The organism is Cyclobacterium xiamenense (genome assembly GCF_900109255.1).
Classification (GTDB): domain Bacteria; phylum Bacteroidota; class Bacteroidia; order Cytophagales; family Cyclobacteriaceae; genus Cyclobacterium; species Cyclobacterium xiamenense.
Map to the genome: position 1 here is coordinate 510,275 of NZ_FNZH01000003.1, position 19,373 is coordinate 529,647.

Here is a 19,373-nt window from a genome sequence, read left to right on the forward strand (position 1 = left end):
TTTTCCTCGTACTATTTGGTAGATTTACGGCATGAATATTGGGGATAGAGTACGGTTGCTACATGGCAAAGAGGAGGGAGTCATTACTCGGCTTTCTTCCGGAGGGCAGGTAGAGATTGAAATAGAGGATGGTTTTCGCATTCCGGCACTAAAATCGGAGGTGGTCGTCATTGATGCAGCAGAAAAAGCCTATTTTGATCCTCCTTCTGGAGCGAAGTCCTACATTGGCGACACCCGGCAGCAGGCACAGGTGCGTGATAAAAGGGAAGGTGTGTTTCTGGCATACGTTCCGTACAATGATCAGATACACGATGTAGTTCTGATCAATACTACCCGAAAAGAGGTGCTTTATGCCCTGGACGAGCTTCAGGGAGAGGCGTCAAAAAATGTGGATGCCGGCATCATTCATTCGGATTCCCACAAAAAGGTAGCAGAGAAAATGATTCGGGATTTTGAACAATGGCCCGCATTGAAAATACTGATGGTACCGCTAAACAAAAAGCTGGAAGGGATCCAAATGCCCATTGAGAAGCGGCTGAAATTTAAAGCTACCTCTTTTTTCAAGCACAAAGGCAAGGCGCCATTGATTGAAAAGGAGGCTTATTTTTTCAAGCTGAACGAACAGGAGACGCCACTGGATGTGCGGAAGCTCAACGAAGCGCTGAATCCCAAGGATACGGCTGCTTTTTCCATCAAAAAGATCAGTCGTCCGCCGGCATCCATTGATTTGCACATTGAAAAGCTCACCGAAAACCACGATTTGATGAGCAATGGTGAGATGTTGCAGCTACAACTGGAAGTGTTTGAGCGGAAGCTGAGCGACGCCATTGCTACGGGAATGGATGAGATTACCTTTATACACGGCATTGGGAATGGGGTATTGCGGAAGGAAATACACCGGTACCTAAGTCAAATGAACGGGATTAAGTATTTTAAAGACAGCCAGAAGACGAACTTTGGCTATGGAGCTACCACTGTAAAAATTCACGACTAGCGATGGAATCGACCTTACCGCTGATCATGCAAGTTTTTGACCGGCACTTTGATGCCGGCAAGACCGTTTTTGGTGAACTTTCGAAGAAGATCAAGTCCCGAAAAGCGCTGGACCTGTATGGAGAGCTATTTTTTTTCCGGGTATTTCTGCAGGTGCTGGAAAAAGTCCATTTTTCCAACAAGCAGGAGGTAAGCCGGGTATTTACTCCTTTTAAAGAATTGAATAAAAACTTGCGCAAGGTGCAACATATCCGGATGATTGCAGATGGCTTTGATACCTATCTTGGCAACAAGCCACAAGATTTTGCGGATTACGAGAAGGAGCTTGCTCAAAATAAGAAAGAGGTATACTCACAGGTTTACGAAATCATTCTGTCCATTCCCCTAAAGGACTGGGAAGCGCTTTATGCAGCGGTGAGGCATTTTTCAGAGGGAATGACTGTTTTGACCATCAATACAGCCATTACGCAGATTATTAATGAAGAGATCGACTTTTTTTATTTTGATACCAAGTCCAGATTGGATCCTCAGACCATCCACGAGATCGCCGGAGGCCTGGAGAAAGTCACCGTTCTCGAAAAAATCCGATTGAGCATTGGGCTAAATAGCATTTTTACCGATAAAGTGCACGAGCAAATTGCCGAACTTACACAGCAACTGGAGCCCTGGCACCGAAATCAACTCTTGCTTCAGCACCTGGGCTGCTACCTTGGACAAAAAGAGCGGGTAAGTAAAAAATACCAACTCGTACTTACGCAAATCCAGAAAGACCACCAGGGAATGACCCAAAGCATTACAGAGAGGTGCAAGCTATTGTTTACAAAAATGCTTCACTGAATGGACTCCAATGCCCGGGCAAGGTCATTTTTCAAGTCTTCGGCGTCTTCTATCCCCACACTTAAACGAATAAGCGAATCGGACAAGCCCACCTTTTCCCGTTCCTCCCGTGGAATGCTGGCATGGGTCATGGTGGCCGGATGACCGCAAAGGGATTCTACTCCTCCCAGGGATTCCGCCAACACAAAGACCTTGAAATTTTCGAGTACCTGTATGGCATCGGATAAACGATTGTCTTTTAGCGTAAAGGAAATCATCCCTCCAAAGTCCCGCATTTGCTTTTTTGCAATCGCATGATTGGGATGATCTTCGAAGCCCGGCCAATACACCTTTTCGACTTTGGGGTGGTTTTTCAAATAGGCCGCAATGGTTTTCCCGTTTTGACTGTGCCGTTCCATTCGTAGGTGCAGCGTTTTGATACCACGCAATACCAAAAAACAATCCTGGGGTCCGGGTACAGCACCACATGAGTTTTGGATAAAAGCCAATTTCTCTGCCAGTTCAGCGTCTTTTACCACAATGGCGCCCATAATGACGTCCGAATGTCCGGCCAGGTATTTAGTAACCGAATGCATGACCAGGTCGGCACCTTTGTCCAGGGGGTTTTGCAGAAAGGGGGTGGCGAAGGTATTGTCCACACCCAGCAACACGCCATGTTCCTTCGAAATAGCAGCCAAGGCTTCTATATCAACGATATTCATCATGGGGTTGGTCGGGGTTTCAGCCCATATCAATTTGGTGTTTTTGGTGAGATGGGACCGAACTTCTGCCATATCCTGCATGTTGACAAAATGGAAGCGGATGCCATAATTGGCGAATATCTTTGTAAAGATCCGGTAGGTTCCTCCATACAGATCATTGGTACTGATCACCTCATCTCCCGGTTTCAAAAGCTTAAGGATGGCGTCGATAGCAGCCATACCCGAGGCAAAGCTTAATCCGACAGATCCATTTTCCAGGGCGGCAAGATTCTTTTCGAGCACTGCGCGGGTGGGATTATGGGTTCTGGAATATTCGAATCCCTGGTTTTTTCCGGGCGATTGCTGCACGTAGGTCGATGTTTGAAAGATTGGGGTCATGATGGCCCCGGTACTGGGATCAGGCTGCACGCCCGCATGGATGACTTTGGTTCCAAATTTCATAAGTAGCAACTAATTATTCATGCGAACCGCCTTTATTTTCACGCAAGCAGCTGATAAGGTTCAGATTCGATGAATTAAAATTGGGATTATTTTTAGCTTTGTCCAAAGATGAATAAAAAAGCGACTATTTTCAAGCATTTGGCAGTTATCTATCGCAGAAATCCTTGGGTAGTAGTGGCCTTTTTATGGGCGGGCTTACTACCCTCTCTGGGAGGACTACTGTTCATTCGGGTGCTCTACCTGCACTGGGGGACATTAACGGTTCCCTCCTTGTTAGATGTAGAATCGGCTCTTGTGTACGTGCTTTCTGGGGCAGTTTTAATGGGCTTTGCCTTGATACCTACCACGCTATTCGCTGTGCTAAGTGGATTCGTTTTCGGATGGGAAGCATTTCCTTTTATGGTTCTGGGTTATACATTGGCAAGTGGTATGGGCTACCTTTCCGGTAAAGCACTGGAAAAGGACAGCCTGCCCTGGTTGCTACAGCCCTATCCCAAAGCCAAACGGATCATTGAACAAAAAAAAGAACAAATGGGTTGGTTGGTATTTTTTGTCAGAATTAGCCCGGTGATCCCGTTTGCCATTTCCAATTTGGTGTTTGCTTTATTGAATAGCGGGTTGCAGCGTGTACTGTGGTTTGGCTTGTTGGGGATGTTGCCCCGAACCTTTCTCGCATTTCTTACAGGGACACTCGCCGGCACCATTCAGCAGGCCATAAATGCAGAGACAACCGGCTGGCACTACCCCGCCATTGGTCTTTTACTCCTTATCAGCCTGTGGGGAATTTACCGGTTTTTCAAGCGATAGCGGCCTCTTCGCCGCCTACAGGTAAATGCGTTCTACCAGGTAGCCTTCTTTTTTGAGTAAGCGAATCAGGCCTCGATCTCCCGCCAAATGGCCGGCACCGACCGCAAAAAACATGGATCCCTTTTGCATCAGGTCGCCCATCGGTCTGATCCAGCTTTCGTTTCGCTGATCCACCAATACTTCCTGGTAATTCTGGTATTCCGGGCTTTCTGCAACCAATGTTAGCAACTCGGCAATGTCCTCGGCCAGGTAGCTTTTTTGTAATTTGCCAAATTCTTGTTTCCCTTTCTCCATGTCCTCGGTATAGGTAAAAAAACTTCGGTACTGCTCCTCTAATGGAATGCGGTCAAAAAACGATAATTGCGTTTCTACGGATTCCAAGCCCAAAACCGGCGTCTCTTTTTCCCCTGCGAGCCGCATAAGCTCATTTTCAAAGGCCATGGTTTCGCATTCCAGCAGGTTGGGGTAAATCAATGACATCAGAACCATGGGTCGCATCTCTAGCATCCTATCCAGATCCATCCCGGTTCGTTCCAATAAAAAGGTTCGGATTTTTTGGTATTCGTTCACAGAAAGAAAATCCGTGATTTTCTCCCCATTTTTATTGTACATGTTTGTCATGACCTCTCCGTAGAGATCCGGATCATCCAGGTCAATTTCCATGACCAGTGCCTCTGCCTGGCCCAGTCGTTGGCGTATTTGCTGACTCATGTGAAATTCGTCTTCGCACATGAGGTGAATGGTCCCAAATAAATAGGAGACAGCAGGAAGTCCCTTGCCTGAGATTTTCCAAAAAACGCCTTCTGTCTGACTAAAACCAGAAAAGGATGCCAATAAAAAACACATGCCTGCAGCCAATTTCCTTACCATAAGATGTATATGTTTGAAACGGCATTAGCCGCTGAATGTCTGATCCAAATGCCGGTCGCTGGATTTTGCCTGCTCGAACTCCAAAAATTGTTCCCAAAACGGCTCTTCGGGAAGCGCAGCTCTAAGAAAAATTTTTTCCTTCTTCACCGGATGGATAAACACCAAATGAAAGGCATGCAGGTTGATGCTGCCATCTGGATTGGCCTTGGAAAACCCGTATTTTACATCGCCCCGAATGGGGCAGCCCATCGCCGCCAGTTGGACACGTAACTGATGCGGCCGGCCAGTTTGGGGGCGAAGTTCCAGCAGCCAGTGATCGTTTAGTTTGCCCATTCGTTTGTAATGAAGCTCGGATTTTTTTGAATCCGGCACCTCCTTATCGTAGGCTTTGGATACGTTTTTTTCGCTGTCCTTTACCAGCCAATAGGTTAATTTTCCCAGTTCCTCGGGTGGTTTGCGTTTGACGATTGCCCAATACACCTTGTGCACCTCCCGTTTGCGGAAAAGTGCGGTCATGCGCTCCAGCGATTTGGACGTTCGGGCAAATACCACGATCCCGCTTACGGGCCGGTCCAGCCGGTGGACGGGATGCAGAAAGACCGCTCCGGGTTTTTCGTATTTTTTGGCGATGTAGTCCTTGCAATAATCCGTGAGGGTTTTATCTCCGGTTTTGTCTCCCTGTACCAATATACCCGAAGACTTATTGACCACCAAAAGGTGGTTGTCTTCGTAAATTACGTTAAAAGCTTTCTTCATGCGGTCGGTCGTTACGCTAACTATTCTGAGGTGGTGTGGAACTCAATGTCCGGGAAGTTGTCCTGAACCATTTGCAGCCAGGCCTTGCTTTCGGCCATGAATACCAGTTTTCCATCCTTGTCCCGGGCAATATGCCGCTGTTTGGAACGGACGAATTCTTCGAGTTTCTTCTTGTCCTTACTGCGAATCCAACAGGCTTTGTACAGGTTCATGGGAACAAAGTCGGCCGTGGCGTTGTATTCGTTTTTAAGCCGGAACTGGATGACTTCAAACTGCAATTGCCCCACGGTGCCTACCACTTTTCTGGATCCGATTTCAAAGGTAAACAATTGGGCGACACCTTCTTCCATTAATTGCTGGAGTCCTTTGTCCAACTGTTTGGTTTTCATGGCATCTTTATTGACTACCTCCCGAAATATCTCCGGAGAAAAACTGGGGATACCTCTGAACTGCAACTGTTCCCCATCCGTAAGGCTATCCCCAATTTTGAGGTTGCCGGTATCGTAGAGTCCCACAATGTCGCCGGGAAACGCTTCTTCAATGATCTCTTTGTCCTGGGCCATAAAGGAGGTTACGTTCGAAAACCGCAGGGCCTTGGTGCCCCGCACGTGATTGTAAGGCTTGTTGCGCTCAAATTTGCCGGAGCAAATTCTCAAAAAAGCAATTCGGTTGCGGTGCTTGGGGTCCATGTTGGCATGAATTTTAAAAATAAACCCACTGAACGCATCTTCTTCGGGTTTTACTTCCCGTTCCTCGGTGATTCGACTTTTGGGCCCGGGAGCAATTTTGATAAACGTGTCCAACATCTCCTGAACGCCAAAGTTATTGACAGCTGATCCGAAAAAGACCGGGGCAACCTTACCTTCCAGGTACTCTTTCGGGTCAAAATCCGGATAGACTCCCTCTATTAGTTCCACATCTTCCCGCAGTTGCCGGGCCAGGCCCGGGCCAATGATGTCGTCCAGTTGGGTGGCTTCCAGATCGTCTATGGTAACTCGGTCATCGCTTACTTTTCGCTGGCTGGGAGTGAAAAGGTTCAATTGCCGATCATAGAGGTTGTAGACGCCCTTAAACGATTTGCCCATGGAAATGGGCCAGGAAAGCGGACGAACTTGTATCCCTAGTTTTTGCTCAACCTCATCCAATAAATCGTACGGATCTCGGCCTTCTCTATCCAGCTTGTTAATGAAACATATAACCGGCGTGTTGCGCATGCGGCATACTTCCATTAGTTTTTCGGTCTGTATTTCGACGCCTTTCACACAATCGATAACCATGATGACGGAGTCAACAGCTGTGAGTGTCCGGTAGGTATCTTCCGCAAAATCCTGGTGACCCGGCGTATCCAGTAGGTTGATTTTCTGTCCTTTGTATTCAAAACCCATCACGGAGGTAGCTACGGATATACCCCGCTGCTTTTCGATTTCCATCCAATCGGATTTGGTGGCGGTATCAATCTTATTTGATTTTACAGCGCCAGCGGTTTTTATCGCTCCACCGAACAAAAGCATTTTTTCCGTCAGGGTGGTTTTGCCGGCATCCGGGTGAGCGATAATGCCAAAGGTCTTTCTTTTCGAAATCTCTTGAATTAGATTCATGGAGCATAGGTGTTTTCAGCCTGCAAAGGTACGGAAATCGCCTGACAATGTTCGATGAGAACGCATATGGTCTACACTTTTGTTCAGGATTTCGGCTTTTTTGTTTGTTTGGCCGATTTCTCGTAGTTTTGAAGGCGTATTGGGTAGCTCATGAACACATTTGAACAATTCTTCCACCGGTTTTTTAAGTTTATCTGGAATGCAATCTTTGTGTTGACCTATCCGGTTCTGGCAACTTTTGGCTTACTATTCATTGGTGTCACTTACTTCTTTTCGTTTATCTCTTCATTTCTAGCGAGATTTAGTCGGTCTTCTCCGGCAGTAAAAAAAGAATCCGACTGGACGATGCTGTCCGAAGATTCGGATGTTCTGGAAGGGAAACTTTACAAACAGATTATTTTTGGGCCGGAATGCTACCGACTTAGACGAAAAGACGGGATACCCTCGGTAATCGACGACCTGATTTTCGGAAAAAAGGTGAAGGTGATTCAGGAGGGTTTGTTGCTGGAAAAATGGAACACGACCGACATTGCTCAAATACCGGATTTTGATATCTGCCTGTACCAGCCGGATGATGACAAATTGACCAAATTGGCGCATATCCGGTGCTTTGATTGGCATCTTTCCGAAAAGCAGGATGATTTTTTATGTCTCAAGTGGTTTGATGGCACCCAGGGTGGGGAAGTCAAAGTAGCCATCGCCTGATGGAGCAAGGATTAAAGGAGTACCTGGAGGAAATGGTCGAACGTTACAACCGCCCGGAATTTATTTCTGAGGATCCGATTTCCGTTCCTCATCGGTTTCGTAAAAAGCAGGATATCGAGATTTCGGGTTTTTTTGCGGCCATATTGGCCTGGGGACAGCGGAAAACCATCATCAAAAAGAGTCTGGAACTGATGGAACGGATGGACAATAGTCCGCACGAGTTTCTTCTGGGCCATTCTTCTGCCGATCTCAAGCCTTTTTTAACCTTCAAGCACCGCACCTTCAACGACGTGGACACCTTGTATTTCATCGACTTTTTGTCCCGCTTTTACCGGGAACATGATAGCCTGGAAGCGGCCTTTACCCGTGGTTGGACAGCGGAACAGGACATCATGGAACGCTTATTGATAAATTTTCACTCCTATTTTTTTGACGCGCCCCACGCGCCTTCACGAACCCGCAAGCACATCGCCACGCCAGCCCGAAAAGCCGCTTGCAAACGCATCAATATGTTTTTGCGTTGGATGGTGAGAACGGATGATTGTGGGGTTGATTTTGGCCTTTGGAAGGTGCTTTCTCCTTCACAGCTCGTCTGTCCCTGTGATTTACACGTGGATCGGGTAGGGCGCATGCTGGGCCTGATACAGCGGAAGCAAACCGATTGGCTGACCGCCATGGAATTAACCCGGCAATTGAGAATGTATGACCCAATGGACCCGGTCAAATACGACTTTGCCCTGTTCGGTTTGGGCGTGGTGGAGAAACTAGGTTCGGGCCCCGTCCGCTAGTGGGTAGGGAAAGGGATTGACGGGGATTTTGGAACGGGCGCTTCGCGTGGACTAAAGAATCATGGGGGGGTGCCGGGCTCAGGTCAGGGTTGCCAGGAAGCAGGTTCTTTTCTCCAACTGTTCAATGCAGCCATGTCCTCGTTGGAGATATAGCCTTGTTCCAGTGCCTGAGGTAGCAGGGATGCGTAATCCGACAAACACACCAGCTTTACGTGTTCGTTTGCAAAATTTTGGTCAGCCAGGGGAAATCCGTAGGTGAAAATTGCCACCATTCCCAGCACATCAAATCCGGCGTCGCGTAGGTCACTTACCGCTTTGAGTGAACTGCCTCCGGTGGAAATCAAATCTTCCACCACGACCACTTTCTGTCCCGGGCTTATTTTTCCTTCGATCCGATTTTCCATGCCGTGTCCTTTGGCTTTTGACCGAACGTAAAGGAAGGGGATATCCAGTTTGTCGGCAATCAATACACCTTGAGGAATACCTGCGGTGGCCACCCCGGCTACAGCCTCGATGTTCAGGAAATGTGTTTGAATAGCTTTGATGAGCTTTTCAAGAATAAGTTGTCGGACGGAGGGGTAGGAAAGGGATAGTCGGTTATCACAATAGATGGGGGATTTCCATCCGGATGCCCAGGTAAACGGTTGTTTGGGAGAAAGTTTGATGGCTTTTATTTCCAGAAGCTTTTTGGCAATAAGGGAAGCGGTACTCGTGTCATAGATTTCCATGCGTTAAAATTAACCAAATAATGCGTATACAGGGTTGTGAGGGCTGGAAAAAAAATGCATTTTTGGAAAAACTAGCCTGGATTATGAAGATTTTTATTAATGATAAACCCTTGGATTTGGTCGCCGCTTCGGAATTTTTACCGAAGAAGACGTTCGAATGCGTGTACGTTAATCCCTCGGAATTGCCAGCTACCGCGGACTTTCACGACGATGTGTTAATAAAGGATCCTTCCACAGACATCATTGTACAGCTATTGTTTCTCATGCGCACCCGGAAATTAAAGCACCTGGATAGCGTCACCTTGGTAACCAACGAAAAAAAAGCATTGAAGAAGTTTATTAAAAGCCGTTTTTTGATCATCAAGGCTGCTGGTGGTGTGGTGACCTCAGAAGACAAAGTGCTTTTTATTCACCGCTTGGGGAAATGGGATCTACCGAAAGGAAAATTCGAAAAGAAGGAATCCCCGGAGGCCTGTGCCCTCCGGGAAGTAGCAGAAGAATGCAACATTCGCGTTAAACTGAGCGGGCCCATATGTAAAACCTGGCATACCTATACTCAAAATCAGAAGAGTATACTAAAAAAGACATACTGGTACAGCATGGCCTGTTTGGATGATTCCAGGATGAAGCCTCAAGTAGAAGAGGGGATCGTGGACATCAAGTGGATGAACCACCAGGAAGCCAAGGTTGCGCTGGTGAATTCTTATCCCTCCATGCGGTATTTGTACAAGCAGTTTTTACGCCTGCACCCGGGTATCTATCAAACTTCGTAGGGAAGAAATTTATCCACATTTCCACCGTACCGGTGTACTTCCCGGATAATGGTAGAGCTTATGGATGCATATTCAGGTGAAGTGATCAAAAAGACTGTTTCCAATTCCTCGTTTAGGTATCGGTTCATCTGGCTGATGGTATTTTCGTATTCAAAATCCGTGGTATTTCGAAGTCCCCGTAATAGGTATTGGGCACATTGAGCTTTCGCAAGCGAGGAGGTAAGTTCGTTGTATACCACCACCCGGACCGCCGGGATATCCAGGTAGACGCCTTCAATCTTTTTCACCATCAGATCGATATCAAAGTAACGGCTTTTTTTTGTCGTGTTGTGTCCAATAGCAATGATGATTTCATCAAATAGGTTTAATCCTCGCATGACGATGTCATGGTGCCCCTTGGTATAGGGGTCAAAAGAGCCTGGAAAGAGGGCTGTTTTTTTCATTAGATTTAGTGTTGTCGCCAGTAAGCTTCTAGAAGCAAGGTGTTTTTAAAGGCTTCCGCCCCTTTTTGATAGGTGATTTTTTGTGTAGGCGCGGGGGTATGGATATTTTTGAAAAATTTCTGGAGGTTTTCCAGGGAAGAGTGCACCCAGTCCAGGTTTCCGTAAAAACTTATCCGGCAATGTGCCTGGTCAAAAGCCAATTCCTGCAATACGGTGAATATATAGCGCAACAAGGCCGTTTCGTCCTGGATAAGGAAGCGGTTAAATACCATCAATTCCCCTCCTTTAAACCCAGCGATATACATGCTGTTCGGGGCAGTATGGATAAAGATTTCCTGATGCAGCAGATCTTTGGCATGGCTTAGAAAAAAATCCAACACATGCGCTGCCCCATGGGCTATTTCCAATTCAGGAAGCTTGCTGTCCAGCGAATCAAGCAGCGTACGCGCTACGGTTCCCAGCACCTGGATGGTATTGTTTCCTACTCCGGTATAGGTGATTTCCTGTTGTAGAGGATCCACTTCCGTTGCGAAACTCAGGTACGTCTGACTGTGGGCTGGGTTAAACACCAATCCCGGAACTAAGGTAAACCCCTGGTGGTGGTTGTATAACTTACCGCTGGTGTTTGGCGCATTGATCAAATCGTCTGTGCCAATTAGTTCCTCGAGATCAGCCTCCTCCTGTAAGGTGTACAGGTTTACAGCAGATATAGCCTCATCCGCTTTGTTGTGGGAAATAACGACCAGAAGGCTTTCGTATAAGAAAAGCGATAAACTTGATATGTCGTCGCTATCAAATTTATCGCTTCTAAACTTTCGTTGGATATGATGCGCTTCCGTACCCAAGATTATTCCCAGTTACCCGAGGTAGAGGAATCCGTTCTGGAACCTACCCTCAACGCTTTCTCGTTGTTATTTCTTCTTCGTTCCGGATTGATTGGTGCCGGGTCTCGAATTTCAAAGACGGCGAGTTCGCGGTTGCTCCGCTCAATTTTATCCGCAAAAAACTCAAAGGTTTTTCCGCCAGATCCTGGAACGACGTTCAGTAAATCCAGGTTAAAATCCGGATACTTGGTTTCGTTAAAAAGGGAATCCTGTACGCCTACCGAGCCAAGTGTATCGATGGTGACGGTGGTTTCTTCCTTTCCGTACTCCAATAGTTCGGTTGTCTCCGTTCGCTGGACAATGTATATTTGTCCATCTTCAATAAACTCTTTCAGTTCATCCCAACTGGATGCATACTCTCCGTTAGTACCGATATAGGCAATTTGAGCATCTCTTAACATTTCAAGTTTTTCAATGATCCGGGCCTCTGTCCGCTGGAGCATTTTCTCTTCTTCTACTACTTCGTCCACACCCAGGTACAGTCTGTATCCGAGGCCAAGGGCCCCAAGTAGAAATACAATCGATAAAATCTTGCTCAATGTCATGTCAATATTTTTAAAGCGTAATTAAATTTATAAAGGATTGATGGTTTGTTTTAGAATGCTATTTTATGGAATTATTTTCAAAATTAAAATATCCTTTCCATATTCTTACATCATTGAGGGAATTAATTCCTCGAAATACCGCATGTTTCTCGGAAGCGGGTATCGTTTTGATTTCATCCAGGTTCAAAAAACGGATTTCCTCGATCAACTGCTGTTCGTCCCCAAGCTCCGGATCTTTTCCCAGGAGTAGTTGCCCGCCTACCTGCTGCACTTCGAAAAAAAGCTCGACCGCATGAAGGGGTGGTGCCAGCAATTCGTGAACGAACAAATAAGGTCCTACTTCGATGTGCAGTCCGGTTTCTTCCAGAAATTCCCGCCGAAGATTGTCCCGGGCATTCTGTCCGTAATTCATGCCTCCGCCGGGCACATTCCAAAAGTGGCTGTTTTCACCCATCCGGTGTTTGATCATCAGAAGTTTGTCTTCTTGGATCAAAAGCCCGTTTACCCGGGTTCGAAGCCGATTCCCAAAATTATCCGCGATATCTTTTTTTATGTTAGGCATTTATCCTTTAGTTTCGTCTTCCATCCGTAAAGATAGCCAAGTGGTACCAAAGCCCTCCGAAGCCATACGAAAATTTTTCCCGCATGAGCCTACGGCTGATCAGCAGATTTTTTTTGAAGCGATGAATGGGTTTCTTTCCAAGGACTCAGCTGGGACGACTTTTGTTCTCAAAGGTTTTGCAGGAACGGGAAAAACCTCGGTACTGGCGGCGCTGGTTCGGGCATTACCAGGCCTGGGGCTCAGGCCCGTGATGTTGGCTCCCACCGGCAGAGCAGCCAAAGTGATGAGTGCCTATGCCGAAAAAACAGGGTATACCATCCATAAGATCATTTACCGGCCCAAGGAAAAATCCGGAGATGGCTTGTATGGGTTTGATATTCAGAAAAACTATTTCCAACGGTCTGTTTTTATCGTGGATGAGGCTTCCATGCTTTCGGACGACCGGTCCACCGGCAATTCGCTGCTTGCCGATTTGATCCACTTCGTTTTTCAAAATTCAGAAAACCGACTAATGCTGATTGGAGACCTGGCACAGCTTCCCCCGGTGGGGAGCGAAGACAGTCCCGCGCTGGACAAAGAGTACCTTATACGGCGGCATAACCTGCACGTGCAGGAAGCCGGTTTGGCAGAGGTGACCCGACAGGAGTTGCATTCCGGCATCTTACAAAATGCCACGGCCTTGCGCGAACAAGTGGCAGCCAAGGTTCCAACGATTTCTTTTCACACCCGGGGTTTTAAGGATATATTCCGGATGACTGGAGAGCGGCTGGAAGACGGGCTACGGTATGCCTACGACAAGTTTGGACTGGATCATACCATGATCATCACTCGATCCAACAAGGCGGCCGTTCAATACAACCGTTACATTCGAAACTCCATTTTCTATTTCGAAGACGAATTAAGTGCAGGGGACCGGCTGATGATCGTGAAAAATAATTATACCTATATGGAAGCTTCGGATAAGGTGAGTTTTCTTGCAAACGGTGATTTTGTGGAAATCCTGAAAATTCGTTCTTTTGAAGAAATGTATGGCCTGAGGTTTGCTACACTCGAATTGCGGCTGATCGATTATCCGGACGAGGTGCCCTTTGAGGCAAAGGTGATGTTGGACACCCTGCATACGGAAGTACCGGCCCTGGGGTACGAAGCTTGGAAAAAGTTGTACCAGTTGGTAACAGAGGATTACATGGATTTACCCAGCAAGTCCCAGGTAAGGGAAGCAATAAAAAAGGATCCCTACCTAAATGCGCTACAGGTGAAGTTTGCCTATACGCTGACCTGTCACAAATCGCAAGGGGGACAATGGGACGCGGTCTTTGTCGACCAGGGCTTTTTGAAAGAAGAGCAGGTTGATAAGAATTACCTAAGGTGGCTATACACGGCTATTACCCGGGCGCGGAAAGAATTGTATCTGGTGAACTTTCACGTCCAATTTTTCCGTTAACTACACACAGTGAAATTGAATTGACTAAGTAAACAAACATAAACAGCTATGAAAAGACTGGCAACACTTGTATTGACGATCGTATTTAGTGCAGGCCTTGCATGGGCGCAGGAAAAAACAGCAGATGGTCCGGTGATTACCTTCGAAGAATCTTCCAAAGATTTTGGAGACATCACGCAGGGAGATAAGGTAGAAAACGTATTCACGTTTGAAAACACGGGTAATGCCCCGTTGATCATATCCAACGTAGCCGCGACCTGTGGCTGCACCGTTCCAAGCTGGCCAAAAGAACCAATTGCCCCTGGGAAAAAAGGGGAAATCAAGGTTTCCTTCAATTCGGCCGGAAAAATGGGAAAGCAAAACAGCGTGGTACGGATTTATTCCAATGCGAGTGCGCCCATAGAAAAAGTGTCGATGATCTCAAACGTGCTGCCTAAGGGAACCAGGTAGACGCAGCGTTTTGCATTGGAACGAAACCTGGCGATTAGTTTTCGTCAGGTTTTGTCGTTTTTGGCAGATGCTGCTGTAGTCCGGTTTTCATGATGCGGCTCAGCGCCCTGGCCCAGTCCGAGTAAATGTAGCGACTGGGGTGCAAGCCGTCCGCCACCAGGTTTTCCGGAAGGCCGCCGATGCTCCGATAATTAGTCGTAATTTCTACAAATGGAAGTCCCCGCCTGGAAGCAGTTTCCTGTATAAACGCATTGTAGGAATCGATTTCCAAAGCGATTTGGTCGACGCTCTGGGGCCCGTTTTGCCCAAAAGGGGTGACGCCCCAGTCAGGAATCGACAGGAGAATCAGCCGCTGACCGGCACCGTTGACCATTACCAGACACAGGTCGATCAAGGCGTTGAACTCTTCCTCAAATTGATGAAAAGGTTGGCCCCGGTATTGATTGTTTACACCAATCAGCAAACTGATTGCATCAAAACGCTCCTCTATCATGCGTTGTTCGTTCGTAGCCTGAAGCAATTCCCCTGTGGTCCAGCCTGTTTTGGCCAGTATTCTGGGTGGTGCAAAAAGCCATCCTTCTCCGGTTAATATCTGGACAACTTGTTCCGGGTAGGTATGTGCCCGTTTTTCTCCCTCACCGATCGTATAACTGTCTCCCAGAGCCAGGTAGCGGATTTTTTGATTACTGGGAACATTGGAAGGACCAGGTTGATGTGCATTCATTGGCATTGGATCTTGATTCAGGCAGGAGGCAAACAAACCGCACCCGCCGGCAACTACGAGAAAACGTCGCAGGAAAAAGGCCGGAACTATCCCAAATCGGCTATTTTTATTGGAAAATCGCTTCATCTGTTTCCAAGGTGCCGGCATCCGCATCCAGCGTCACCTTTGCCCCAAACGGCAAGAGAAATTGTTTGGGTACATGGCCGATCATGGCTCCCCGGTAGGCGGGGATTCTGAGGGGCAGCAAGTAATCGTCGAGTATCTGGTCTATCGTGAGATTGCCATAGCCACCGCTAGGGTCACAATCGGTGCATTGCCCAAAAACAAATCCCTTTATTTCCTTCAATACACCCATTAGCATCAGTGTACTCATCATTCGGTCGATTCGGTAGGGTTCCTCCCCGATATCTTCCAAAAACAGTAGTTTATTTTTAAAATCGGGCAAGTAGGGCGAGCCGGCAAGGGCTGTAAGGACCGTCAGGTTTCCGCCTACCAGATCTCCGCTCGCTTTTCCCGGGTAAATGGTTCGGATGCGATTTTTTTTCACCACCAGATCCTCCGTCTCCTCGACCTCGTTTCTATAGGTGAGGCGGTTTTCTTTTCCGAAAAAAACCGACCGAAATTGATTTGCGTTGAATGGATTCCAGCTGCCGGATCCATTCGGGCCATGAAATGTGACCAGACCCGTCTGTGCGTGAATTGCATTGTGCAGTGCCGTGATATCGCTGTAGCCAAGGATGGGTTTGGGGTTTTTCCGGATCAGTTCGTAGTCGATCAGGGGCAAGATTCGGGCGGCTCCAGACCCCCCCCGAATACAGACCACGGCTTTGATGCGTTTATCACCAAACATTTCATTGAGATCTTCGGCCCTTTCCGCATCGCTGCCCGCCAGATGCCCCCGTCGACTGGACAGGTATTTTCCCTCTTTTACAGAAAGCCCAAGCGCTTCCATGGCCTCCCTGGCATAGGTGAATTCCATCCGATCCGCAGTAGCGGCGGAAGGACTGATCAAACCCACCCGATCACCGGGCTGCAGCCGTTTGGGAAGTAGTTTCTTTGGGGGCGCAAGGCGGGCGGCGCTTGCGGGAAATCCCGCTACGGTCCCCATTCCCAATCCCAGGCTCAGGGTCTTGATAAAGGTTCTTTTTTTCATGGCAGAATTTAGAAATTATCCCGTATATAAAGCAAAACTTTTTCTATTTCATTGCGAACAGCCGACGATTTGTCCGGGTAATTGTTGTTCATAAAGGCAAATGCGTAGACTTTTCCGCCGCGGGTTTTAAGAAAGCCCACGAGGCTGTGGTTGTTGCTGATCGTTCCGGTTTTGGCCATGACATAGGGTACCGATGCACTGTAGTTGTATTTCAGTGTGCCGGTTCTGCCCCCCGTAGGCAATAAGCGAAACAGTTCTTCGTCGGGAAACAACCGATAGATTTTTTCCAACAGGGAGACCATGGTCCGGGGGGTAAAGAGATTGTGCCGGGACAATCCCGAACCGTCCACCCATTGTGGATCGTCCGGCAAATCGTACAGGTAGGTTTCTTTGATATACTCGATGGCTTTTTCACTGGATAACTCCCGAAACACCTCGTCTGAAATCTGAAGCAGCAGCTGTTCGGCAATGAAGTTGTCACTTTCCAGCAGCATCTCTTTGTACAACGCCTGCGTGGGAATGCCTTTTAAAACGAAATGGTCCGGGGGAAGTTTTTCATCGGATAGAAGTACCTGCACGCCCCAGTCGTTGGTAGCCAGATCAGCGAAGGTTTCCGGCGAGGTGATAAACGGGACCCGAACATCCCGGCCATTATAGGTTCGTGGATTGTAGTAAAAAAGGTTGCTGTGCCAATCCCGTTGTAAATTTCTTAGCGGCTTTTGCGAAGTAGCAATGCTAAATCCCGGCGGACTGATGACAGGCCGGTTATTCACGTTGCTGCCTTTGGCCAAATTGCCAAACAAAGGCAAGGGCGAGCGCTCCGCTGAGTAGGATTGGTTGTAATCATCCCATTGCCAGCCATATCCGAATGGCTCGTCTTTCCAGTTACTGTCCGAGAAATACAGGGTGTCGTAGCTTGCCAGAAAGGCCTTAAGTTTTGGAGAAGGAAGCGGCGGGTATTTCCAGGAGGGATCTCCGGTACCCCAAACGATGGGTTTATCGTCTTTCAGAATAAAACGTAGGAAGGTGGTGCTGTCGCCCAGCACCATAAGTGAACCGAAAAAGGTAAACAATTTGGTGGTGGAGGCAGGAATGAAGTACAGGTGGCTGTTTTTGTCGTACCGGACCAGTTGGCTGTCCAGGTCGTAGAGCATGAAGCCGGTGAGGTGATTGTCAAAAAACGAACCTTCCCCAAGTAGCTCGTCCAATCCTAAATAGGCGGATTTTGCGTCCTGAGCAGAAGTGCTAAACCAAAAAAAACAGACGAAAACAAATCCAAGAAGTGCGGTTTTCTGCATGATCAGCTATTGATTCCCTTTTAAAAAACTAAGGAATAGGAATACCCAACCAGCGATAAACCCCACTCCTCCTAGTGGCGTGATGGCGCCCAGCCAGGTAAGTTGGCTTAAGCAGAGCAGGTACAGGCTGCCAGAAAAAACAAGGATACCTACCAAAAAGAACCAGGCACTCAACTTAAGTCGCGCCATCTGGGGATTGTTCTGATACAAGATTCCCACGAGCAAGAGCGCAAGGCTATGGTAAAAGTGATAGCTGACTGCCGTTTGGTAGGTGTCCAGCCGGCCCGTTTCAGTCAGCAGGGGTTCCAGGGCATGTGCGCCGAAGGCTCCGAAAATAACTGCCAGGGCTCCGGAAATGGCGGCAACTTGCAGCATTGATTTTGTCGTCATGGTGGAGTAATTTAGGTATAGGTACGGGCTCCAAATACGGCACTTCCGATGCGTACCATGGTACTGCCTTCCTCCTGGGCGATTCGGTAATCGCCACTCATGCCCATGGATAGCTCCTTCATCTGAACCTGTGTCGGTAGCTCCGCCCGTTTGATTTGTTCAAAGAGTGCTTTCAGCCCCCGAAATTCGGCACGTATTTTTTCCGTATCCGGCGTGTTGGTAGCCATGCCCATCAATCCAAGGATTTGAATGTGCTGCAATTCCTCGATTTCGGTACCAAATAGAAATGCCGTCAATTCGGCCTCGTCCCAGCCAAATTTACTCTCTTCGCTAGCGATGTGCACCTGGAGCAGACAGGGGATCGCCCGGTTTACTTTCTGCCCTTCTTTATTGATTTGTTTGAGCAGGCGAAGGGAATCGACGCTGTGTATCAGGTGGACAAAGGAGGCGATGTATTTTACTTTATTCCGCTGCAGGTGGCCAATCATGTGCCAGCGGATATCTTTTGGCAATAGGGCCTCCTTTTCGGTCATCTCTTGTACTTTGTTCTCACCAAAATCGCGAATTCCGGCGGCGTAGGCCTCCTGTATGGCAGAAATTGGCTTGGTTTTGCTGACCGCGACCAATAAGCAGTCGGGGTTAGCAAAGGACCGGGTGATGGTAGTTAAATTAGTGGCGATGTTGGCATTTTCCATTGGCGAAGCAAACAGTTTTTGTTTCGCAACAAAGATATGGGTATATTGGTAAAAACACACATTTTACCGATCCGGCTGCACGGATACAGAAAATTAGTACTGATTGACTTCGGACAGATGGCTATACTAACGAACAAATTGGGATACATAAAGTGGAAAATCGTCCTTCTTCTGGGAGGCATGGTATCCGCCTTGGTCTGCAAAGGCCAGGAACGGGTTCCGGTAAACGAAATAAACGAAAACAGAAAGAAACTGGAGAGCCGGGGTATGCTCGTGCTGGGGAGTTGGGCGGTAGGAAACATGCTTTGGGGAGGCATCGGCGCTGCCCGAAGTGAAGGGAAGGAAAAAAGCTTTCATCAGATGAATCTGTATTGGAATTCCGTAAACCTGGCCATTGCCGGTTTGGGCTACCTTTCTGCAACCAGAAAACGAACCGAATCCGGGCTATGGCAAAGCATGAGGGCACAACAGCGATCAGAAAAGATTTTGTTGGTGAACGCCGCATTGGATCTGGGATACATGACCGGTGGGTTTTACCTCAAGGAAAGAGGGAAGCGCCTGCAGGATCCCCGTTTGTCAGGTTTCGGAAATTCCCTGGTTTTGCAGGGAGCCTTTTTGTTGGTGTTTGACGGAATCCTGTACACCCTACAAAATAACAACGGAAAAAAATTCCGGCCCTGGGTGGAAAATATTGACGCAGGAGCAACCGGGTTGGGTGTGAGGATACCTTTTTAAGATCAGTAAGGCGAGATGAACTGCCTTATTTTTTCCTGGCCATTTTTTCAAAG

General features: G+C 47.7%; 23 protein-coding genes. 9 read left to right on the plus strand and 14 right to left on the minus strand.

Annotated features, from left to right (window positions below; genetic code table 11):
• The first annotated feature begins 31 nt into the window (after window positions 1–31).
• Both BMW71_RS11765 and BMW71_RS11770 read left to right on the plus strand, forming a co-directional pair.
• A complete protein-coding gene (locus tag BMW71_RS11765; protein ID WP_092173964.1) occupies window positions 32–994 on the plus strand; it encodes a Smr/MutS family protein in 963 nt (320 codons plus the stop codon).
• Between the two features lie 2 nt (window positions 995–996).
• Window positions 997–1,830 carry a hypothetical protein gene (locus tag BMW71_RS11770; protein WP_092173966.1) on the plus strand — a complete coding sequence of 278 codons (834 nt, stop codon included), beginning with the start codon at window positions 997–999 and terminating at the stop codon, window positions 1,828–1,830.
• Here the strand turns inward: BMW71_RS11770 and BMW71_RS11775 are convergent.
• A complete protein-coding gene (locus tag BMW71_RS11775; protein ID WP_092173969.1) occupies window positions 1,824–2,972 on the minus strand; it encodes a cystathionine gamma-synthase in 1,149 nt (382 codons plus the stop codon). The genes BMW71_RS11770 and BMW71_RS11775 overlap by 7 nt on opposite strands.
• A gap of 108 nt (window positions 2,973–3,080) precedes the next feature.
• Here BMW71_RS11775 and BMW71_RS11780 point away from each other — a divergent pair, with 108 nt between their 5' ends.
• Window positions 3,081–3,779, plus strand: coding sequence for a TVP38/TMEM64 family protein (locus tag BMW71_RS11780; RefSeq protein ID WP_092173972.1), 699 nt, complete (start codon window positions 3,081–3,083; stop codon window positions 3,777–3,779).
• 15 nt (window positions 3,780–3,794) lie between these two features.
• On the opposite strand, the gene BMW71_RS11785 is transcribed toward BMW71_RS11780, so the two are convergent.
• Genes BMW71_RS11785 through BMW71_RS11795 form a run of 3 tightly spaced genes read right to left on the minus strand, consistent with a single transcriptional unit; the run spans window position 3,795 to window position 7,003 of the window.
• The gene (locus BMW71_RS11785; RefSeq protein ID WP_092173975.1) at window positions 3,795–4,649 is read right to left on the minus strand and encodes a TraB/GumN family protein; all 855 of its coding nucleotides are present in this window, start codon (window positions 4,647–4,649) and stop codon (window positions 3,795–3,797) included.
• A gap of 24 nt (window positions 4,650–4,673) precedes the next feature.
• The gene (locus tag BMW71_RS11790; protein ID WP_092173977.1) at window positions 4,674–5,405 is read right to left on the minus strand and encodes an RluA family pseudouridine synthase; all 732 of its coding nucleotides are present in this window, start codon (window positions 5,403–5,405) and stop codon (window positions 4,674–4,676) included.
• Between the two features lie 20 nt (window positions 5,406–5,425).
• Complete coding sequence (locus BMW71_RS11795; RefSeq protein ID WP_092173980.1) at window positions 5,426–7,003, minus strand: peptide chain release factor 3; 1,578 nt, start codon at window positions 7,001–7,003, stop codon at window positions 5,426–5,428.
• Window positions 7,004–7,153: 150 nt separating this feature from the next.
• Between BMW71_RS11795 and BMW71_RS11800 the strand changes: the two genes are divergently transcribed.
• Window positions 7,154–7,708 (plus strand): hypothetical protein, encoded by a 555-nt coding sequence (locus BMW71_RS11800; RefSeq protein ID WP_092173982.1) that lies wholly within the window; start codon window positions 7,154–7,156, stop codon window positions 7,706–7,708.
• Window positions 7,708–8,496, plus strand: a complete 789-nt coding sequence (locus tag BMW71_RS11805) for a TIGR02757 family protein (protein ID WP_092173985.1) — start codon at window positions 7,708–7,710, stop codon at window positions 8,494–8,496. Before BMW71_RS11800 ends, BMW71_RS11805 begins: the two co-directional genes overlap by 1 nt.
• A gap of 83 nt (window positions 8,497–8,579) precedes the next feature.
• Here BMW71_RS11805 and pyrE read toward each other — a convergent pair whose 3' ends face one another.
• The gene (pyrE, locus tag BMW71_RS11810) at window positions 8,580–9,224 is read right to left on the minus strand and encodes an orotate phosphoribosyltransferase (RefSeq protein WP_092173987.1); all 645 of its coding nucleotides are present in this window, start codon (window positions 9,222–9,224) and stop codon (window positions 8,580–8,582) included.
• An 83-nt stretch (window positions 9,225–9,307) separates the two neighbouring features.
• Between pyrE and BMW71_RS11815 the strand changes: the two genes are divergently transcribed.
• Window positions 9,308–9,997 carry an NUDIX hydrolase gene (locus BMW71_RS11815; protein WP_092174863.1) on the plus strand — a complete coding sequence of 230 codons (690 nt, stop codon included), beginning with the start codon at window positions 9,308–9,310 and terminating at the stop codon, window positions 9,995–9,997.
• On the opposite strand, the gene coaD is transcribed toward BMW71_RS11815, so the two are convergent.
• Genes coaD through BMW71_RS11835 form a run of 4 tightly spaced genes read right to left on the minus strand, consistent with a single transcriptional unit; the run spans window position 9,985 to window position 12,431 of the window.
• On the minus strand, window positions 9,985–10,440 hold the full coding sequence (coaD, locus tag BMW71_RS11820; protein WP_092173990.1) for a pantetheine-phosphate adenylyltransferase: 456 nt from the start codon (window positions 10,438–10,440) through the stop codon (window positions 9,985–9,987). The two genes, BMW71_RS11815 and coaD, sit on opposite strands and share 13 nt — an antisense overlap.
• A 5-nt stretch (window positions 10,441–10,445) precedes the next feature.
• Window positions 10,446–11,285 carry a DUF3822 family protein gene (locus tag BMW71_RS11825; RefSeq protein ID WP_161993911.1) on the minus strand — a complete coding sequence of 280 codons (840 nt, stop codon included), beginning with the start codon at window positions 11,283–11,285 and terminating at the stop codon, window positions 10,446–10,448.
• A gap of 2 nt (window positions 11,286–11,287) precedes the next feature.
• Entirely contained in the window at window positions 11,288–11,869 is a 582-nt protein-coding gene (locus tag BMW71_RS11830) for a hypothetical protein (protein ID WP_092173995.1), read from the minus strand.
• A gap of 58 nt (window positions 11,870–11,927) precedes the next feature.
• Window positions 11,928–12,431 (minus strand): NUDIX domain-containing protein, encoded by a 504-nt coding sequence (locus tag BMW71_RS11835; RefSeq protein ID WP_092173998.1) that lies wholly within the window; start codon window positions 12,429–12,431, stop codon window positions 11,928–11,930.
• Between BMW71_RS11835 and BMW71_RS11840 the strand changes: the two genes are divergently transcribed.
• Window positions 12,421–13,875, plus strand: a complete 1,455-nt coding sequence (locus BMW71_RS11840) for an ATP-dependent DNA helicase (protein WP_092174866.1) — start codon at window positions 12,421–12,423, stop codon at window positions 13,873–13,875. The two genes, BMW71_RS11835 and BMW71_RS11840, sit on opposite strands and share 11 nt — an antisense overlap.
• Window positions 13,876–13,923: 48 nt before the next feature.
• Window positions 13,924–14,325: a DUF1573 domain-containing protein gene (locus BMW71_RS11845; protein ID WP_092174001.1), complete on the plus strand. Its 402-nt coding sequence runs from the start codon at window positions 13,924–13,926 to the stop codon at window positions 14,323–14,325.
• 34 nt (window positions 14,326–14,359) lie between these two features.
• Here the strand turns inward: BMW71_RS11845 and BMW71_RS11850 are convergent, their stop codons facing one another.
• The 5 genes from BMW71_RS11850 to BMW71_RS11870 form a co-directional block, all read right to left on the minus strand.
• Window positions 14,360–15,049: an SGNH/GDSL hydrolase family protein gene (locus BMW71_RS11850; RefSeq protein ID WP_177179625.1), complete on the minus strand. Its 690-nt coding sequence runs from the start codon at window positions 15,047–15,049 to the stop codon at window positions 14,360–14,362.
• Window positions 15,050–15,155: 106 nt separating this feature from the next.
• A complete protein-coding gene (locus BMW71_RS11855; RefSeq protein WP_092174006.1) occupies window positions 15,156–16,202 on the minus strand; it encodes a S66 peptidase family protein in 1,047 nt (348 codons plus the stop codon).
• Between the two features lie 8 nt (window positions 16,203–16,210).
• On the minus strand, window positions 16,211–17,500 hold the full coding sequence (locus BMW71_RS11860; protein ID WP_092174008.1) for a D-alanyl-D-alanine carboxypeptidase/D-alanyl-D-alanine-endopeptidase: 1,290 nt from the start codon (window positions 17,498–17,500) through the stop codon (window positions 16,211–16,213).
• A 6-nt stretch (window positions 17,501–17,506) separates the two neighbouring features.
• On the minus strand, window positions 17,507–17,890 hold the full coding sequence (locus BMW71_RS11865) for a DUF423 domain-containing protein (RefSeq protein WP_092174011.1): 384 nt from the start codon (window positions 17,888–17,890) through the stop codon (window positions 17,507–17,509).
• A gap of 11 nt (window positions 17,891–17,901) precedes the next feature.
• The gene (locus tag BMW71_RS11870) at window positions 17,902–18,585 is read right to left on the minus strand and encodes a YggS family pyridoxal phosphate-dependent enzyme (RefSeq protein ID WP_092174013.1); all 684 of its coding nucleotides are present in this window, start codon (window positions 18,583–18,585) and stop codon (window positions 17,902–17,904) included.
• A gap of 117 nt (window positions 18,586–18,702) precedes the next feature.
• Here BMW71_RS11870 and BMW71_RS11875 point away from each other — a divergent pair, with 117 nt between their 5' ends.
• Window positions 18,703–19,320, plus strand: coding sequence for a DUF6992 family protein (locus BMW71_RS11875; RefSeq protein WP_177179626.1), 618 nt, complete (start codon window positions 18,703–18,705; stop codon window positions 19,318–19,320).
• Window positions 19,321–19,373: the final 53 nt, after the last annotated feature.

Bases quoted from the DNA above. Each gene is read 5' to 3' on its own strand.
- BMW71_RS11765 (WP_092173964.1), top strand. From the start codon at position 32: ATGAATATTGGGGATAGAGTACGGTTGCTACATGGCAAAGAGGAGGGA.
- BMW71_RS11770 (WP_092173966.1), top strand. From the start codon at position 997: ATGGAATCGACCTTACCGCTGATCATGCAAGTTTTTGACCGGCACTTT.
- BMW71_RS11775 (WP_092173969.1), bottom strand. From the start codon at position 2,972: ATGAAATTTGGAACCAAAGTCATCCATGCGGGCGTGCAGCCTGATCCC.
- BMW71_RS11780 (WP_092173972.1), top strand. From the start codon at position 3,081: ATGAATAAAAAAGCGACTATTTTCAAGCATTTGGCAGTTATCTATCGC.
- BMW71_RS11785 (WP_092173975.1), bottom strand. From the start codon at position 4,649: ATGGTAAGGAAATTGGCTGCAGGCATGTGTTTTTTATTGGCATCCTTT.
- BMW71_RS11790 (WP_092173977.1), bottom strand. From the start codon at position 5,405: ATGAAGAAAGCTTTTAACGTAATTTACGAAGACAACCACCTTTTGGTG.
- BMW71_RS11795 (WP_092173980.1), bottom strand. From the start codon at position 7,003: ATGAATCTAATTCAAGAGATTTCGAAAAGAAAGACCTTTGGCATTATC.
- BMW71_RS11800 (WP_092173982.1), top strand. From the start codon at position 7,154: ATGAACACATTTGAACAATTCTTCCACCGGTTTTTTAAGTTTATCTGG.
- BMW71_RS11805 (WP_092173985.1), top strand. From the start codon at position 7,708: ATGGAGCAAGGATTAAAGGAGTACCTGGAGGAAATGGTCGAACGTTAC.
- pyrE (WP_092173987.1), bottom strand. From the start codon at position 9,224: ATGGAAATCTATGACACGAGTACCGCTTCCCTTATTGCCAAAAAGCTT.
- BMW71_RS11815 (WP_092174863.1), top strand. From the start codon at position 9,308: ATGAAGATTTTTATTAATGATAAACCCTTGGATTTGGTCGCCGCTTCG.
- coaD (WP_092173990.1), bottom strand. From the start codon at position 10,440: ATGAAAAAAACAGCCCTCTTTCCAGGCTCTTTTGACCCCTATACCAAG.
- BMW71_RS11830 (WP_092173995.1), bottom strand. From the start codon at position 11,869: ATGACATTGAGCAAGATTTTATCGATTGTATTTCTACTTGGGGCCCTT.
- BMW71_RS11840 (WP_092174866.1), top strand. From the start codon at position 12,421: ATGTTAGGCATTTATCCTTTAGTTTCGTCTTCCATCCGTAAAGATAGC.
- BMW71_RS11835 (WP_092173998.1), bottom strand. From the start codon at position 12,431: ATGCCTAACATAAAAAAAGATATCGCGGATAATTTTGGGAATCGGCTT.
- BMW71_RS11845 (WP_092174001.1), top strand. From the start codon at position 13,924: ATGAAAAGACTGGCAACACTTGTATTGACGATCGTATTTAGTGCAGGC.
- BMW71_RS11850 (WP_177179625.1), bottom strand. From the start codon at position 15,049: ATGAATGCACATCAACCTGGTCCTTCCAATGTTCCCAGTAATCAAAAA.
- BMW71_RS11855 (WP_092174006.1), bottom strand. From the start codon at position 16,202: ATGAAAAAAAGAACCTTTATCAAGACCCTGAGCCTGGGATTGGGAATG.
- BMW71_RS11860 (WP_092174008.1), bottom strand. From the start codon at position 17,500: ATGCAGAAAACCGCACTTCTTGGATTTGTTTTCGTCTGTTTTTTTTGG.
- BMW71_RS11865 (WP_092174011.1), bottom strand. From the start codon at position 17,890: ATGACGACAAAATCAATGCTGCAAGTTGCCGCCATTTCCGGAGCCCTG.
- BMW71_RS11870 (WP_092174013.1), bottom strand. From the start codon at position 18,585: ATGGAAAATGCCAACATCGCCACTAATTTAACTACCATCACCCGGTCC.
- BMW71_RS11875 (WP_177179626.1), top strand. From the start codon at position 18,703: ATGGCTATACTAACGAACAAATTGGGATACATAAAGTGGAAAATCGTC.